The organism is [Clostridium] innocuum, assembly GCA_012317185.1.
Taxonomy (GTDB): domain Bacteria; phylum Bacillota_I; class Bacilli_A; order Erysipelotrichales; family Erysipelotrichaceae; genus Clostridium_AQ; species Clostridium_AQ innocuum.
On sequence record CP048838.1, the window covers coordinates 146,087 to 163,728 of the forward strand.

Here is a 17,642-nt window from a genome sequence, read left to right on the forward strand (position 1 = left end):
TCAAATAAAAAAGCCGGCAATTTGCCGGCTCATGCTATTATACTAATTTTACGCGTCTTGCGAAATCTTTAAATCGGAATTTATCCGGGCGGTGTCTTGCATTGGTATATTGAAAGATTCGTGCATCATCAAGATATGAGCAGGACTCCACATTCACAACCATATCATACTGTTTCATATCCAGAACCTTCGTATCCAGACCGCTCACGTTCTGGCATGTGATTTCCTTTTCCGCATAGGCGATTTTCAGATGCAGGGTTTCTTCGATATAGGAGTACAATGACTGTTCCAGAATCTCTTCGTTCAGCTCCGGAATAATAGAAGCATCCAGTATATCCGTATCCAGAATAACGGCTTCATGGTCAATGATCCGAACCCTTTGAACAAGCCAGACTTCATCCTCCGGGCTCATATGAAACAATTGCCGGATACGGGCATCCGGATGAGTTTTTTCAAGACAAATCACCTTTGTCTGCACATCCTGTTCCATTTTATCGGCAAGCTCTTTAAAGCTGACAACACCGGAAACCGGAAAGTCATAGCGCTGTCGGTCCAGAACAATACTTCCTCTTCCCTTGGATTTCTGTATATATCCGTTTTGTGCAAGCAGCAGCAAGGCTTTTCGAATGGTATCTCTGGATGCTTCATAGATTTTCATAAGCTCATATTCACCGGGAAGCGTATCTCCGGCTGCATAGAGATTTTGTTCAATTCTTCCTAATATATCCTTGTAAATCGCTTCGTATTTTGACATTGTCATCACCTACTTGATTTTATCATGTACGTACAAATTCGTCAAAGGGAATTCTGTTTTCATAAAATCAAATATCGTATTCGCTTCGTACGGCTTCATATATCTGACGTGTAATCTCGTCGAAGCATATCAGATAAACAATCTTTATACAGGTTTCCTTTTCTTCCAGTATTGTCCGGATGGCAATGCGGGCAGCCTGTTCCAAGGGGAAGTGATATACGCCGGTACTAATGGCAGGAAAAGCGATGGAGGTTATATGATTCTCCTTCGCCAGCTTCATACAGCTTCGATAGCAGCTTTCCAGCAACTCGCATTCCCCATGATTTCCACCCTGCCATATCGGACCCGGTGTATGAATTACATAGGAACAAGGCAGCCGGTATCCCTTTGTGATTTTTGCTTCTCCTGTCTTGCACCCGTGAAGGGTACGGCACTCTTCTAAAAGCTCAGGTCCGGCAGCACGATGAATTGCTCCGTCGACACCGCCTCCCCCAAGCAGGGAAACATTGGCTGCATTCACGATGGCATCCACCTGTAGGGTTGTAATGTCGCCTGATAAAATCTTTATCATCATATCATTCCCTCACTCATGAAATATCGTCTGAATGAAATTTTTCGGTCCGTGTCTATACAGCAGAACAATGCCTTCTTTGCCAAGGTCACGATAAATATCATCAAAATAAAACATGCCTGCAACAGAGGGGAACTGATTCCAGAATTCCTGTGTCACGGCATTGACCAGGATCTTATGCTGTAAGGCTTTTGTTTCCACCTGCAGCGCCTGTGAAAGAAGACCGAAGGCACGCTCCTTATGCGCTTCATATTTCTGTGTATAAAACTTATAGCTGCTGCAGGAAGCATTCCATGCCAGATAATTCGCAAGACCGTTTGTGAATGCCAGATGGTTTAACAGGCTGAGATATTTACGGGAACGTACAGGGAACTGCTTCTGAATCAGATACTTTGATAGCTCGAAGGTCAGATAATTCTGCAAAATATAGGTCATCTGTGAAACGATACGGGTATAATCAGCAATATGAATCAGATCAATCAGGATACAAAGCCCTTCCTCTGATTTCACAATGCGGTTTTCCTTTGTGCCGACAACCGCCATGATACAGACAGTCTCCAGCTGCTCCCTGTAATTGGGAAAAACAGCCTCAAAAAGCTCCTTGTTAAAGGTCGGAAATTCTTCTACGATGCTTTCCAGCTGCGAGTCCAGCTCCTGTACGATATCCTTTCGTTTCGAATCAGCCTCCTTGTACTCCTGCAGCAGGTAAAAATGCTTTTCCTCTGTTACAGGTCTTCCTTCCAGAAATGCGGCAGCTATGCGATTGTCATACAGCATAAAAGACCCCTCCTTTTGTAATTCATTATATCACGTTTCCATCACCTGCGTGAATGTTTTGCCATATCCCTTATAAGATGCACATTCCCGGGGAAAGCTAACAGAGAGGATGTGATTATATGAGAAAAGAAGTATGGCGTGATGTGATTTTAAGCAGTGTGGCATTTCTTGCACTGATGTGGGTTGCTTTTTTCTGGGCCCAGAAATATTTCCCGATGGAACAGGATAGTGCTGCAGTCGCCAAGGTGGAAGAAAAAAAGGTTGCGTATTTAACCTTTGATGACGGTCCCAGCAAGCACACGCAGGAGGTACTGGATATTCTGGATACCTACCATGTCAAGGCTACGTTTTTTGTGACGGGAAGCAATCCGGAGTATTACGACCTGATTAAGAAAGCGGATGCTAAGGGGCATGCGATCGGTATTCATACCTTCTCCCATGATTATGGTAAAATCTATTCCAGTGAGGAGGCGTATTTTGAGGATGTCAATAAAACGAATGCGCTGATTGAAAAACAGACGGGACATAAGGTGAATATCCTGCGCTTTCCCGGAGGCACCAGCAATACGGTATCCAGAAAGTACAGCAGCGGCATTATGAGTACGCTGGCAGCTTCTGTAACGCAAAAAGGGTATGAATACTATGACTGGAATGCTTCAAACGGGGATGGAAACTGTTATGTAGGAAGTGATTCACTGATCAATACGGCATTAAAGGAAATCAGGGATAAAAAAGAGGTAATGATTCTGATGCATGATGGAACCGGAAACAAGGCAACGGTAGAGGCGCTTCCTACGATTCTGAAAAGTATGCTGTCGCAGGGCTATGAGTTTCGTGTCATTGACTCTTCCACCCCGGTATTTCATCATCATATCGCAAACTGAGAAAGTATGGTATAATATTTCATATGCAGTTGCTTGACAGGTGATGAAATATGAAAATAACAAGAGAAAAAAATCTGGATGAAATAAAAAACGGATATACAAAGGACAAACGTAATTTTTACCATTGTAATTTTTGCGATGCAGTGTTTGAGGATGGTGAAATTTTTCCGATAAACGGGCATTTTTACCGTGCTGAAAAGGCGGTGCAGATGCATATACAAAAGGAGCATGGTTCTGTGTTTGAACAGCTGCTGCAGCTGGATAAGAAATCCTGCAGTCTGACCGATGTGCAGAAAAAGCTCCTGCAGTATATTCATGAAGGGAAAACCGATAAGGAAATAGCCTCGCTGACAAGTACAAGTGCGTCAACCGTCCGCCATCAGCGCTTTGTATTCCGAGAAAAAGCAAGACAGGCGAAAATGTATCTGGCTCTATATGAGCTATCGGTGGAGGGTATGATGGATAATCTGCTGGAGGTGCATGACCATGCCGCACAGGTGGATGAACGCTATGTCGCAACCAGTGAGGATGAGGAGCAGGTGCTGAAGACGATGACGCTCTCTATCGATCCGCTGAAATTAAAGCAGATTCCGGCTAAGGAAAAAAAGAAAATTATTATACTACGAAAAATTTGTGAATTTCTGGAGCCGCATCAGGTATACAGCGAAGAGGAAATCAATGCCTTTTTAAAGCAGATATTTGAGGATTTTGTATCACTGCGCCGCTATCTGATTGAGTACGGCTTTTTGCATCGGACAAAGGATTGTCAGTTCTATTCAATGGATCTAGGAAGAATCCGGGAGGTGGAAGACCATGAATGAAAGCCTGCACTGGTATGAAAATGAGGATCAGGTAAAGCATGTCTCGCGCTGTATGCGAATGTATCCTTTCTAAGATTACGATGAAAGGAGGAGCATAGTATGCAAAGCATCGTACATGCTTACTGGAATGCAATACATGAGCTGCGTTTTCAAGATGTGAGAGAGTTGTTCTGTGATACTGCAGAAATTACATGGCCCAATACGGAGGAAGTCTTTACCCTTGATGAATTTATAGCTGTAAATGAAGCCTATCCCGGAGAATGGGAGGAAGAGGTTCTGAAATGCTATGAAATAGGGGATATGATTATAAGTGAAACAATGGTGAAGGGACAGGAAGTATCCTTTCTTGCCATTGGTTTCTTCACAATACAGGGAGGGAAAATCACTGCCCTGCGTGAGTATTGGACTGCTGTGGAAGCAGTCCCGGAATGGAGAAAAGAGCTGTTAAAAAGCAGATAGGGAATGCATGCATTCCCTGTCTTTTTATCTCACCATTCACGGAGCTTCTGACCGCCGTTCGATACATTGTAATTGTTTCAGCAGACGGATAAAATTATCATATAGGTGTTAGATGGTGGATACTATCATCATAGGTATGGAAGAGCTTCTGCTGTTCGTCCCATTCGGTGGAAGTATGCATTGTAAAAGGAGCTGGTTTCATGAAGTTTGCGACAAGTCTTACCAGCCTTGCATGCTGGCTCATGGCAATCGTACCCGGTGTGTACCTGCTCGCCTATCTCAGTGCCCGATACCTTCATTTGCCATCTGCATATTATTATACAATACTGGCGCTGGCTGCCACCGGCTACGCAATATTCCTGTTCCTGGTGTATCGGCTGAAATGCCGTATTCACAATTCCGCGCGCAGCCGGGATGGGGAAACCTCGGCAGACTGCATGAACAGTGATCAGTAGGACGAAAGGGTTATTGAGTAAATAACCTTTTTTTCTCGTCTTTTTGTGATACAATTACGTAGTAAATGGCAGGTGTTTTTATGTTGAATGATACAATAGCCGCAATCTCCACAGCGGCGGTGGATGGGGCAATCTCCATCATCCGAATGAGTGGAGCGGATGCCTTGTCGATTGCGGACAGCATTCTGAATTTTAATGTAGGAGAGAAAAAAAGCCATACGATCAGCTATGGCTATGTTTATGATCAGGAGCACGATGAACTGATTGATGAGGTGCTTGTCAGTGTTTTTCGTGCACCGAAGACCTTTACCTGTGAGGATATCGTAGAAATAAACTGTCATGGCGGACGGTTTATCACAAAGAAAATTCTGCGGCTGTGTCTTGCGCATGGCGCACGTCTTGCGAATCCCGGTGAATTTACACAGCGTGCTTTCTTAAACGGCCGAATTGATCTGACGCAGGCAGAAGCTGTGAATGACATGATACAGGCAGATACCGATGAAAATGCACGCATGGCTGTGCAGGGTATTCGCGGAAGCGTCAGAAAGCTGCTGGAGCCCCTGATTCAGGATCTACTGGATATTATCGCAAACATTGAGGTAAACATCGATTATCCGGAGTATGATGATGTGGAGCAGCTGAGCAGCGAAATCATTCAGCCAAAGGCTGAGGAGTGGATGATGCGTATCCGGCAAATTCTGGACCGTGCACAGAGCGGTCAGCTGTTGAAGGAGGGCATCAAAACAGCAATTGTCGGTAAGCCGAATGTCGGGAAAAGCAGCCTTTTGAATGCGCTGCTTGAGGAAGAGAAGGCGATTGTGACAGATATCGCAGGAACTACACGCGATATAGTGGAAGGACATATCCATTTGCAGGGACTGACTCTGAATCTGATTGATACGGCAGGAATACGGGATACAGAGGATGTTGTGGAACAAATCGGTATCCGGCGAAGCTTACAGGCAATTTCCGAGGCACAGCTTGTAATCGTCGTACTGGACAGCAGCCATGTACTGGATGCGCAGGATGAGGAGCTGCTGGAGCTGACGAAGGATAAGACGCGTATCATCGTATACAATAAAACCGATATCTCCCATCGCTGTGAGGGCATATGCATATCCGCAGCCAGTGGTGAGATTGAGCCTTTGATGGCAAAGATACATGAACTGTTCGACGGTCATCAGCTGGTACTGCAGGAGCCGCTGCTGCAAAATGAGCGCCAGATTTCTTTAATGATGAAGGCAGAGAGCTGTATGCGGCAGGCGCTTGCTGCCATGAAGTCGAAAATGGAGCTGGATATCGTTGCTATCGATATACAGGAAGCCTATACAGCCTTAAAGGAGATACTCGGGGAAGTCCATCGTGAGGATCTACTCGACACCTTATTCTCCAATTTCTGTCTGGGAAAATAAGCAGGAGGGAAAAATGTTATGAATACATTGATCGATACACATTGTCATATCACCTGTGATGCCCTGTATGAGCGCATTGACGAGGTATTGGAGAATGCAAGGCAGGCAGGTATAGAAAAAATGCTCATCATCTGTACGGACTTTACAGAATATGAGCGTGCACAGCAGCTAAAGGAGCGCGAACCGGAGCGCTTTGATATCGCACTGGGCTTTCATCCGAACGATTTGTACGCGTTTCAGGAAGCCGATTATGAGCGGCTGGAGGAGCTGCTGAAACAGGAGCGCCTTATCGCCGTCGGTGAAATCGGACTGGATTATCATTGGGAGGATGTACAGCCGCAGGATCAGAAGACCGGCTTTATCCGGCAGATCAGGCTTGCGCAAAAATACAACAAACCGATTCTTATTCATATGAGAGAGGCAACGAAGGATACGCTGGACATTCTGAAGGATATGGGTCCGCTGAAGGGGATCATGCATTGCTACAGCGGAAGTAAGGAAGTGGCTATGGAGCTGATAAAAATCGGTTTTTATATATCCTTTGGCGGGCCGCTTACATTTAAAAACTCAAGAGGGGCTCCGGCTACGGCAGAAGCGCTTCCTTTGAACCGGCTGTTTGTGGAAACTGACAGTCCCTATCTGACGCCGCATCCGTTCAGGGGCAAGCAGAATGAGCCGATGTATGTCAGATATACATTTGACAAGCTGTGTGAAATCAAAGCGGTGGAGAAAGATCTGGCGGCAGAGCAGCTGCGGAAAAATTATGAGGAATTATTTTTAAAATAAGTATACAGGCAGCTGATGGACATCTTAAATTGTAAAAAAGAAAGTCACCTATCCAACAGATGGAAAGAGCGGCTGATAGAGAAAATGCTGTCATGTGCATAAGAGAAAACCTTTCGCGCATGAGTCATCCTGCCTGCTGTTGCTTTTGATAGAAGTATTCTAAAAAGGTAGACGATTTTTAAAAGTCGTCTACCTTTTCAGCAGTCATCAGGTACTGGTAAGCAGGGTACAGCATGTATTACATCAGGATTGCCTTGCCTCTGTACCAGGTATTGATATGTATGAGACACACTGCTTGAATTTGAAAATGCGGATTTGATTCCTGCTGCAGCGCTATTTCCAAGCACAGAATTACACAGCTGCATGATTAGGAAAAAACGCTATGTAAGTCTTCTGATAAGGGACTTATCCATGGATAAGCATATGTTATGAATAAAAAAAGCCTTTTTTCAAAGGCTTATCAGCAGAAATGGTCGGAATGACAGGATTTGAACCTGCGACCTCTTGCTCCCGAAGCAAGCGCACTACCAAGCTGTGCTACATCCCGATGTCCTATACTATTTTATTCCGTTTTATGAAAATATGCAACAAAAAAAAGCGCATTTTCATAAAAAAGCGCTATCTTTTGAAATTTTTGATTTTCTGGAAGGTATCTTCGCTGATCACATGCTCAATATGACAGGCTTCTTCCTCTGCTGTATCCGGTGCAACACCAAGTACATCCTCCAGAAAGGAACGAATAGTCGTATGACGCTGATACACCTTGACAGCCAGCTTTCTTCCCTCCGGAGTAAAATGAATATCCCCATAGGTTTCCTGCTGAACAAGTCCTTTTTCCTTTAATACATTCATAGCCTTATTCACACTTGGCTTGGAAACATCCATTTTTTTTGCCACATCCACACAACGGATCTTGCCGTTTTCATTATCCAGGATCAGCAGAGTTTCCAGATAATCCTCCAACGATTCACCTAATATCACCTTTATCACCTCAATGCCTTTTCATCAATATACCACATATTTGTTATTCTGAACATAAATTTTTATATTTCTCTTCCTTGAATCCGACCGCAATTCCTTTTTCACAGATCAGCAGCGGACGCTTGATCAGCATACCGTTTCCGGCAAGTAAATTCAGCTGCTCCTCCTCGCTAAGCTCCTTCAAACGATCCTTCAGCTTCAGCTCCTTGTAAACATTTCCGGAGGTATTAAAAAATTTTTTTAATTCCAGTCCACTCTGTTTTACCCACGCACGAAGCTCCTCCACAGTAGGTGTTTCTTCAACGATATGGCGAATTTCCAGCTCCATTCCGGCATCCTGCAGATATTCCTTTGCTTTTCTGCATGTTGAGCAGGTTGGATATTCAATAAACAGCATACGCATAATTTCAGTCTCCCATCTTTTTTATAATCATAACCAAGAATACATGAAATTGCAAATACATTGCCTGTAGGAAGGGTACAATAAGCAAATGTAATGAATAATTCCTATTTATATATCAGGTAGAAATGCAATCTGCTTTCGATAAACATGCAAAGGATTTCATACATCATGAATTGCGGCATGTTTTTGGTAAAGCATGCCTACATCCGTTTCCAGCCATCGTATAAACATTCATAAGGTGATATCCCGGTTCCTGTTAAAAGCCTGTAACAAAAAAAGGGTACCGTGATGTACCCAATAAATTTACTGATTGAAGTAAAAGCCGTCGAAGGTGTATTTATAAACCCGGTAAATATACTTTTCACCCTCCATGGTAAAGGAACGAATCAGCGTATGGTCACTGTCATATTCCTGGAAATTAAATGCCATACCACTGTCCACAATAGTATTGCCACCGATATTCTGCACGCTGGATACATAGGGGGAATACGGAACATCAAATGTATCCACAAGCTCATAGGTGCCCTTGCTTTCATCTACCAGATATTTGTAATATTTGCTAACAGCATCCTCTGCCTTCACCTCGGTAGGGATATTCAGCTGACTCCAGTCATAGGCTGTATTCGTGGAAGAGTATCCGAAATTATTATTGAACATATACAGATAATACTGACCATCCGCAAGAGAATCGTCTTCCACATAGGTTATGGAATGCTGTCCGGTCTGCGAGGTGAAGCTGTTCGCCTTATCCAGCAGCAGGTCTGCATAGTCACTGTCTTCCCAATAGGTTTTTTCTCCCATCATATACGCTATTTCCGGTGTACCATAGATATCCGTGATTTTGACGATGGTGCTAGTTTCCCGGCTGCTTACAAGAATTTCATTATCTCCCATCCACTGAATGGTATTCAGGTGTGTCCAATCCAGCTCGTCGTTGTCTTTGTCGTATACAGAAGCCTTATAGGTAGGAAACAAATCCCCCATATCCACGACCTGAGACACGGCACCGCTGGAAACATCAAGGCGGATAATCATATCCTCAACAGTATCCTTTGTCGTATCGGTCGCGAGAATCAGCATATCTCCGTTATCATCAAAGACATAATCATGATGCAGATCATAGTTTCCCAGATCAAATACATTGGTAATCTGTCCCAGTGCATCCATCTCAGCCATCTTATTTGTACTGATACTGTAATACATGCGTTCATTCGCAAACAGCAGACGGTGTGAGCGATAGCCTTCAATTGGAACCTCACCGCGCAGGATACCGTTGTTATCATAATAATACATGAAGTCATCCTCATCACTGTCATTACCGAGAATAACGTACAGACCATCGCTGAGCTCTTCTCTGCTGCTACCTTCCTTTGCTTCCAGCTGAATGGATTCGTTTCCTCTTAGGGAGCCGCAGGTATAGGTATATGTGACATCCTTATTCGTACCGTCTTCATATTCCATATGCAGGGTAATCGTATTCTCGTGATCCGGTATTAGACCAATCAGCTGATATTCGTGTGTTCGTGTATAATCACTGTTCAATGTGCGTGTGAAATCCGCAATCTTATCATCCTCCACATGGATCGTGTAGCTGATTTTCGCCCCCTGTGCAGTTGTGAAATAAGTATACATGGAAAGTGTGTTTGTACCAAACGGATTATAGACCATCAAAGCATTGTTTTCGCTGTGGCTCCCCTGTGCAATCTGTTCATCCAGAGTTTTACGAATGGTATTCTGCTTTTCCACATTATAAATTTCCTTTACTGCTGTTTTTCCGGAAACAATACTGCCAATCGTATTTGTCGTATTTGGCTTGGACAGCCAGGTCACCAGACATAGAGATACCGTCACAATCGTTAAAATCATAGCACTTCTTTTCTTTTTGTTCATTTTTATCACCACAGCTATTGTATCAATGCTCTGTGAAGTTTTTCTGAAGCAGCTGTGAACGCTTTTCAAAAATAAGGGCAATACCATGTGAATCCTGCTGCAGTTAAAAAGACAGTCCGAAGGGACTGTCCATATTATCTGTGGTATAGCTTTTTCGTCTGATATCTGTCTTCGCATGTCAGATTGACATTCAGCTTGCGGAAGGTATTCGCATCCACCTGGGACAGAATTACCGTGCTGTGTGCTTCGCAGTCCTTCAGCTTATCCAGCTGCTGCAAGGCTAGATGTGATACCGGATTGGTGGTTGCACTGATAGATAGCGCAATCAGAATTTCATCCGTATGCAGTCTCGGGTTATGATTTCCCAGAGAGTTCACCTTCAGCTTCTGAATCGGCTCGATGATGTTTGGTGAAATCAGTGGAATTTCATCGTTAATATTACCCAGTGCCTTCAATGCATTCAGCAAAGCGGCAGAGCTTGCCCCCAGCAATGAGGTTGTTTTTCCTGTTACGATCCGCCCGTCCGGCAATTCGATTGCCACAGCCGGTGCCTCTGTTTCTTCAGATTTATCCAGTGCGGGTTTCACAACATTTCGCTCCTCAGGCTGAATGTTCGCCTGTGACATGATGATTTCTATCTTACCGATGGTATCTTCACTCGTATGTCCTTTTTTATAATCTACTCTGGCTTTATAATAGCGGCGTATGATCTCATCGCTGCTGGCACGCTTTGCGGCCTCATCATTCATAATGCAGTAGCCTGCCATATTCACACCCATATCCGTTGGAGATTTATAAGGGCTTGTTCCAAGGATTTTCTCAAACATGGCATTCAGAACCGGGAAAATTTCTACATCACGGTTATAGTTGACAGTCGTTTCCCCATATGCCTCCAGGTGGAACGGGTCGATCATATTGATATCGTTTAAATCCGCGGTTGCAGCCTCATAAGCCAGATTCACCGGATGCTTCAGCGGAAGGTTCCAGATCGGGAAGGTTTCAAATTTCGCATATCCCGCCTTGATCCCGCGTTTGTGCTCATGATAGAGCTGAGACAGGCAGGTTGCCATTTTACCGGAGCCGGGTCCCGGTGCCGTTACAACGATCAACGGCTTTGTTGTTTCTATGTATTCATTCTTGCCGTAGCCTTCATCGGATACGATCAAAGGTATATTGTTCGGATACCCTGCGATTGGATAATGCAGATAAACATGGACACCCAGATGCTCCAGATGTGCTTTAAAGGTATCTGCAGAAGCCTGATTCGCATATTGTGTGATGACAACACTGCCGACGTACAGCCCGGTATCACGGAATGCATCAATCAGACGCAGCACCTCAACATCATAGGTGATGCCCATATCGCTTCGTATCTTGTTTTTCTCTATATCATTTGCGGATACCGCAATGACGATTTCCACTTCCTCTTTCAGCTCAAGGAGCATTTCCAGTTTACTATCCGGCTGAAATCCCGGCAGAACTCTGGCAGCATGGTGATCATCAAACAGCTTTCCGCCAAACTCCAGATATAATTTATTGTCAAAATTGCTGATCCGTTCCAAGATGTGCTTGGATTGCAGTTTTAAATACTTGTCATTATCAAATGCCATTTCTTTCATCGTTCCACTCCTTTTCAACCCACTATTTCGTATTATACCAAAAAAGACATGCATTTACTAATTAAATGGGAAAAAATCGGGAATATTTTATGATGTACAGCGGATTCGTATGCAGGAAATGACAAGTTCTTAAGATTTTTCTTTTTATATAGATATCTGTCCTGAAATGCTTTATAATAATAATGCACTTTTGCGCCTGTAAAGAATCACGCGAACAGTAAATCACAATAAAATAGTAATACTGGAAGGAGAATTGTCATGGAAGAAGTTATAAAGATTGAAGGAAAGCATGCATTAGAGGGGACAGTTAGAATCAGTGGTTCGAAAAATGCCACGGTTGCACTGATCCCGGCCGCCATTCTGGCAAATGGACCAGTTACTATTTGTGGAGTTCCTGAAATATCTGATGTACAATCCCTGTCTGTACTGCTGAGAGATCTGGGTGTTCTGGTGGACATCCGTTCTTCTGATACCATTGTTATAGATCCAACTTCAATGGAAAATCGTCCTCTGGTACAGGACGCTGTAAATAAACTTCGCGCTTCCTATTATTTCATGGGAGCACTGCTGGGCAAATACGGCCATGTGGAAATTAAAATGCCGGGAGGCTGCTATCTGGGACCCAGACCGATTGATTTGCATTTAAAGGGCTTTGAAGCATTAGGAGCTGAAATACGCTATGACCACGGCTCCTATATTCTGGATGCACCACAGCTGACAGGAACCAAGATATTTCTGGATATCGCCAGTGTGGGAGCGACCATCAATATTATGATGGCTGCCGTTCATGCAAAGGGAAGAACAACGATTGAGAATGCCGCCAAGGAACCGGAGATTATTGATGTGGCAACACTGCTGAATAAAATGGGTGCCAATATCCGTGGTGCCGGTACAAATGTTATTACGATTGACGGTGTGGATCAGCTGGCGGGATGCTTTCATGAAATCATCCCGGACAGAATTGAGGCTGCCACGTATATCGTGCTTGCCGCCGCAGCCGCAAAGGAGGTACGTATCGACAATATTATTCCGCATCATCTGGAGGCACTGCTTTCCAAGCTGAAGGAAATCGGTACAGATTTGGAAATCGGTGTGGATAATGTGGTGATTCGCGCTTCCAGGGACTTAAAGGCTGCGGATATCAAGACACTGCCATATCCGGGCTTTGCGACAGACATTCAGCAGCCGCTGACAGCACTGCTGACGCAGGCACAGGGACAGTCGATTGTAACGGAAACGATTTATACAGAACGGTTCAAGCATTGTCAGGAATTAAACAAGATGGGGGCAAACATCAATGTAATGATACCGAGCTCCTTTATCAATGGGCCAACACCGTTATCTGGTGCCGAGGTCTATGCGACAGATTTAAGATGCGGTGCCTGTCTTGTGATTGCAGGACTGATCGCAGATGGTGTTACAACCATACACAACATCTATCATATTGAACGCGGATATGAGCATATCGATGAAAAGCTCACAGCTCTCGGCGCAAAAATATGGAGAGAAACAGTAGAATAAGCAAAGAGAAGAACGGCTGGCAACGGCGGTTCTTTTTTCGATCCCGGAATTACCGCAGGCAGTGGTGCTTCCGTTTATTCATTCTGCCGGATATGGAAGATTCTATTCTGCGAAAATGAGACAGAGAAATGTTGAAGGGTTAGGCAACCGGACTTCACTGCGCATAGAAAAAAATCGCAGGCAGACCTTTGAATATGATATACTGTCCTTAATACAGGGTCTTGTTTCCTGTGAAATATGGCAGATAGGAGAATGTATATGAAATTAAGAGAACATCTGTATCTACTTTCCGGAGGTGTATATGGCAAGCTGGGAAATGTCTATGCCCTTCAGCATGACAGCGGTTATATTCTGATTGACTGCGGACGATATGATGCACTGGATATCATACGGCAGAATATGGCTTACTGGAATATATCCGAACACAAAATCACGCATGTTCTTTTGACGCACGGTCATGATGATCATGCGGGCAGTTCTTCCTGGTTTCAAAGCATGGGGGCACAAATTTATGTAGGAGCGGGCGATGAAAAGAATATGATCACCGGAAATTTCGGCCCGGAAAGCCCATTTACCAATCATGTGATGCCACCGTGTCATCCGGATGTATGTATTCACGAGGATATGGATATTTCCGCAGGAGGTCTGTGTATCCATGCACTGCGCATGCCGGGACATACCAGCGGCTCCATGCTTTATCATGTAATGCTGGATAAGGAGGCAGTGCTTTTCAGCGGTGACATGTTTTTTGCGGATGGAGAAACAGGTGAAGCAGCCTATACCGGATGGAAAGGCGATATGGCATATGACGGCTTACGTTTGCTGGAAAGCTTTCAAAAGCTCTGGCGGCTTCAGCTGCATCCGGATATTGTAGCCGGCGGACACGGTATACCGGTGATCGGCAGCCATGCAGATCAGATAATTATGATGGCATATAAATACGCAATGCTGAACAACCGCTAGTTACCATATACTCTTTCCTATAAACGGCGTATAATAAAGCTGTATAAAAGGAGGAGAAACAAATGAAAAGAATGATTGTGAATGCGGATGATTTCGGCTTCAGTGAGGCGGTAAATCATGGCATATTAAAGGGTATGCAGGAGGGAATTGTCACATCGACTTCGATTATGGCGAATATGCCAGGCTTTGCCCATGCAGTTCAGCTGTATCACGAGTATCCGGATATGGATATGGCTGTGGGTGTACATCTCAATCTTACCTGTTATCGCCCGCTGCTATCCACACATAAAACCCTGGTTACGGAAACCGGCTATTTCCACAAACAGGACGATCTTGCAGGTTATAGTGAAACGGAAATGTATGAGGAATTAAAGGCACAGATAGACTGTGTTCTTGCGCATGGTATTCGGATTGATCATCTGGATTCCCATCACCACATTCATACAACCGGCAAGCTGCAGAAGGTGATGGAAAGACTGAATAAGGAGTATGCATTGCCATTTCGCGGCGGCTTTACATATCCCGTATCCTTTCCGCATGCGAAGCTATCTATGGATTTCTATGATTCCGGAGTATCCCTATCAGCTTTGGAGGCTGTTTGCGCTAACATTTCGGATCACGAGGTAACGGATTTGATGTGCCATCCCGCCTATATTGATCAGTTTCTGTATGAAACAACCTCATATTCATTAAAGCGCATGAAGGAGCTGGAAATCCTGTGCAGTGAAGAAGCGGCTGCTCTGCTTCAGAGATATCAGATACAATTGTGTACCTATAAGGAAGTATAAAACAGAACGACGCGGGGGTGATGCTTATGCTGAGAATAGCGATATTGGAAAATGAAGAGGCTGCGAAAAACATCATGTTTTCTCTTGCACAGTACCTGCAGGAGGAGGACTGCTGCTTCTACTGCTTTAAAAAGATATCCCAGTTCGCAAAAGCGGAGGCGGAGAAGGAATTTCATGTCGTAATTTTTCATGAAAAAATGGAAGTTCCCAGAATAACACAATCCTTTGTTTTACGTAAGCCTCAGCGTATCATCATCTATACAAAGACGAAAATCAGTGCATCTGAACAGCAGATTCTTCCGTTTTCACGTATATTTTATGTGGAACGCAAACATCTCCAATCAGAGATGGAGAGAATTCTTCCTCATATGCAAAAGCTTCTCCGCAATCAGGATGAGTATTTGTTCTCTTATAACAATGTAAAGGTGCCATTGAAAATCAGCGATATTTATTATATTGAGAAAGAAGGAAAGCTGCTTGTATATCATACACGGCGCGGGGAATTCCGTGAGCGTAAGAATATGAAGGATGCCTATGAAATCTTCAAACCGTATAACTTTCTCTGGATTCATGTCAGCTATCTGGTAAATATTATGTATATTATGAAAATCGAGAATGATATGGTCATGCTGCCATCGTTGCATCTGCCCATTTCCAGATCGAAGAAAGCAGAGGTATTAAGCGCCTTCCATAGCTTAATAGAGTAAGATCACAAAAATCCATTTACCTGTAAATTATTCCAAAAAAATTTACATATATGCGATGTTGTATATAATAAACGTGTAAACGGCATTACAAAAGAAAGAGAGCGGTGAAAAGATGGGAAAGTTAGCAGTTAACTATAATGGAGTATCTTCCGTGCAATTTGTTTCTATTGATGTAAAATCGACCTATTGGCCTGGTAGTGGTTCAATTCAAATGGTACTATGAGAAAGAAATCAATTATTCTTTTCATCTTATTACTTTGTATGGCTTTTGGTGTTGTTTGCTATGTAACGTGGATGAGAGGTATAGAAGAAGCCATTCATTTCATTAAGGAAGATAGCCCAAGAGAAATACTTTGGGGAGAGTCACTGGCCGAGAAAGATTTTGTAGAATTAGATTCTTCTGCCAAGGATGCGACTGTCCTGTTTCATTATGATGATTCCATTATCAATAAAGAACAGTTGCTTACGGTAACAGTTAGCTGCAAAGGGTATAAGACAAGCCGGGCTTTCAATTTGACAATTGTTGACAGGGATCCTCCAATTATAAAATATACGGGACCAGTGAACATAGAAAGTGATCCCAACGTTAGATTAAGTGATTACCTGAAGGTTTATGATGTTCGACCCTATGATAAGGTGGAGTTTGATTTGCAGGAAAAAGATGGGGATAAAGCATACCGCTATTATGAATATACCTGTGATGAAAATAACCAGACCTGTAGTTTTGATGAGGATGCTGTTGGCGTTCATACTGTTCATATATCTGCGTATGACGGGCATGGGAATCAGGCATATAAAACAATAAAGATTATCGTTACATCCCCTGCCTATCATTGAAAATTTGGACTCTAATTTTGCTTGGGGATTCTAGCAGAAATGAGATTATGGGAAGTATAACGTAGGTAAATTACCAATTATTCCAAATTTCTGCAAATTATTCCACAACCCTTTACAGCAGCTGTTCAGCGAATATAATAAAGGTGTAAAAGAAATAACAAAGAAAAGAGAGCGGTGAGAAAATGGGACAGTTAGCTAGTTAGATTATTCTGGAACTTGTCATTAGAAGCTGATGCGTGAAAGGGTTTCTTGTATAGGAGCTTGTCAGTGGAAAGAAAGTTATTCGAATATCATAATAATCTAACGTAAAACGGAAATACGGTGTGGATCATCGGAAGTTTAAGCCTGAAGAAGAACTGGTGACAGCAGACAAGGTATCAGGAAATGATATGAGTGATCGTATCAACTGGTAAAACAGAAAACTCCAAGGTAATTTGAATGTTAATACAAGTAGACAAATCGAACGGCTGTTGAATATCGATGGTTAAGTAAATAGATCTATATCTTATGACCGGCTGGACTATGATTTGATGGGAAAGCAAGCGTTTAAGGAGAAACTGATGAGAAACGAAACATGAGAATTGTTGTCCGTTACAAAGATCAGGATGTGTATCCGGTTAACAAAAAGATGTCATATGGAACCTGAAACTATCTAAACTGATGAGATTGGAAGGATATCATAAGAACCATCACTTCCGGCAAAGTCAGGAAAAAATATAGAAAGCATCAGGAGGAATGCAGATTACGTAAGAAGCAGGGATAAAGCAAATCAGCAACCTGCAACAGATATGGTTGAAAGAAAATACTGCAGATTCCATTAATAGTTCAAATACGAAGCGTTCATTGAAAGCTTGTCATGATGTATTGTAATTTGATTTGAATCCTAAGATTTGTATCTTATACAAAGACATAGATAAGAAGAAATGGATGTGATAAAATACAAGTAAATGATAAAGCCTCTGGCACATGTGAAATGCTGTCAGAGGTTTTTTTGACGCTTCACTTATCCACTTG

The 17,642-nt window shown here is 43.2% G+C and carries 18 protein-coding genes and 1 tRNA gene; 11 read left to right on the plus strand and 8 right to left on the minus strand.

The window, feature by feature from the left end; all coding sequences use genetic code 11:
* Positions 1-37: 37 nt before the first annotated feature.
* The 3 genes from treR to G4D54_00720 all read right to left on the minus strand — a co-directional run bounded on the left by treR (position 38) and on the right by G4D54_00720 (position 2,102).
* Positions 38-754: a trehalose operon repressor gene (gene treR / locus G4D54_00710; GenBank protein QJA01032.1), complete on the minus strand. Its 717-nt coding sequence runs from the start codon at positions 752-754 to the stop codon at positions 38-40.
* A 67-nt stretch (positions 755-821) separates the two neighbouring features.
* On the minus strand, positions 822-1,328 hold the full coding sequence (locus tag G4D54_00715; GenBank protein QJA01033.1) for an O-acetyl-ADP-ribose deacetylase: 507 nt from the start codon (positions 1,326-1,328) through the stop codon (positions 822-824).
* A gap of 9 nt (positions 1,329-1,337) precedes the next feature.
* Entirely contained in the window at positions 1,338-2,102 is a 765-nt protein-coding gene (locus G4D54_00720) for a hypothetical protein (GenBank protein QJA01034.1), read from the minus strand.
* Between the two features lie 119 nt (positions 2,103-2,221).
* Between G4D54_00720 and G4D54_00725 the strand changes: the two genes are divergently transcribed.
* The 6 genes from G4D54_00725 to G4D54_00750 all read left to right on the plus strand — a co-directional run bounded on the left by G4D54_00725 (position 2,222) and on the right by G4D54_00750 (position 6,919).
* Positions 2,222-2,986: a polysaccharide deacetylase gene (locus G4D54_00725; GenBank protein QJA01035.1), complete on the plus strand. Its 765-nt coding sequence runs from the start codon at positions 2,222-2,224 to the stop codon at positions 2,984-2,986.
* A gap of 50 nt (positions 2,987-3,036) precedes the next feature.
* Positions 3,037-3,807, plus strand: coding sequence for a DUF2087 domain-containing protein (locus tag G4D54_00730; GenBank protein ID QJA01036.1), 771 nt, complete (start codon positions 3,037-3,039; stop codon positions 3,805-3,807).
* Between the two features lie 99 nt (positions 3,808-3,906).
* Entirely contained in the window at positions 3,907-4,266 is a 360-nt protein-coding gene (locus tag G4D54_00735; protein QJA01037.1) for a nuclear transport factor 2 family protein, read from the plus strand.
* 200 nt (positions 4,267-4,466) lie between these two features.
* On the plus strand, positions 4,467-4,721 hold the full coding sequence (locus tag G4D54_00740; GenBank protein ID QJA01038.1) for a hypothetical protein: 255 nt from the start codon (positions 4,467-4,469) through the stop codon (positions 4,719-4,721).
* Positions 4,722-4,801: 80 nt separating this feature from the next.
* On the plus strand, positions 4,802-6,133 hold the full coding sequence (mnmE, locus tag G4D54_00745; GenBank protein ID QJA01039.1) for a tRNA uridine-5-carboxymethylaminomethyl(34) synthesis GTPase MnmE: 1,332 nt from the start codon (positions 4,802-4,804) through the stop codon (positions 6,131-6,133).
* 18 nt (positions 6,134-6,151) lie between these two features.
* Complete coding sequence (locus G4D54_00750) at positions 6,152-6,919, plus strand: TatD family hydrolase (protein ID QJA01040.1); 768 nt, start codon at positions 6,152-6,154, stop codon at positions 6,917-6,919.
* Between the two features lie 470 nt (positions 6,920-7,389).
* Here the strand turns inward: G4D54_00750 and G4D54_00755 are convergent.
* From G4D54_00755 to G4D54_00775, 5 genes are all read right to left on the minus strand, one after another.
* Positions 7,390-7,466: transfer RNA gene (locus tag G4D54_00755), tRNA-Pro, on the minus strand.
* A 71-nt stretch (positions 7,467-7,537) separates the two neighbouring features.
* Entirely contained in the window at positions 7,538-7,900 is a 363-nt protein-coding gene (locus G4D54_00760) for a metal-dependent transcriptional regulator (protein QJA01041.1), read from the minus strand.
* 43 nt (positions 7,901-7,943) lie between these two features.
* Positions 7,944-8,303 (minus strand): arsenate reductase family protein, encoded by a 360-nt coding sequence (locus tag G4D54_00765; protein QJA01042.1) that lies wholly within the window; start codon positions 8,301-8,303, stop codon positions 7,944-7,946.
* 303 nt (positions 8,304-8,606) lie between these two features.
* Positions 8,607-10,280, minus strand: coding sequence for an aryl-sulfate sulfotransferase (locus G4D54_00770; protein QJA01043.1), 1,674 nt, complete (start codon positions 10,278-10,280; stop codon positions 8,607-8,609).
* A 47-nt stretch (positions 10,281-10,327) separates the two neighbouring features.
* Positions 10,328-11,812, minus strand: coding sequence for a DUF1846 domain-containing protein (locus G4D54_00775; protein ID QJA01044.1), 1,485 nt, complete (start codon positions 11,810-11,812; stop codon positions 10,328-10,330).
* A gap of 258 nt (positions 11,813-12,070) precedes the next feature.
* On the opposite strand from G4D54_00775, the gene G4D54_00780 reads away from it, so the two are divergent.
* The 5 genes from G4D54_00780 (at position 12,071) to G4D54_00800 (ending at position 16,628) form a co-directional block, all read left to right on the plus strand.
* Entirely contained in the window at positions 12,071-13,333 is a 1,263-nt protein-coding gene (locus G4D54_00780) for a UDP-N-acetylglucosamine 1-carboxyvinyltransferase (protein ID QJA01045.1), read from the plus strand.
* 258 nt (positions 13,334-13,591) lie between these two features.
* Positions 13,592-14,296, plus strand: a complete 705-nt coding sequence (locus G4D54_00785) for an MBL fold metallo-hydrolase (protein ID QJA01046.1) — start codon at positions 13,592-13,594, stop codon at positions 14,294-14,296.
* Positions 14,297-14,358: 62 nt separating this feature from the next.
* Complete coding sequence (locus G4D54_00790) at positions 14,359-15,084, plus strand: carbohydrate deacetylase (GenBank protein ID QJA01047.1); 726 nt, start codon at positions 14,359-14,361, stop codon at positions 15,082-15,084.
* Between the two features lie 26 nt (positions 15,085-15,110).
* The gene (locus G4D54_00795) at positions 15,111-15,791 is read left to right on the plus strand and encodes a LytTR family transcriptional regulator (protein ID QJA01048.1); all 681 of its coding nucleotides are present in this window, start codon (positions 15,111-15,113) and stop codon (positions 15,789-15,791) included.
* Between the two features lie 219 nt (positions 15,792-16,010).
* Positions 16,011-16,628, plus strand: a complete 618-nt coding sequence (locus G4D54_00800; protein ID QJA01049.1) for a DNA-binding protein — start codon at positions 16,011-16,013, stop codon at positions 16,626-16,628.
* Positions 16,629-17,642: the final 1,014 nt, after the last annotated feature.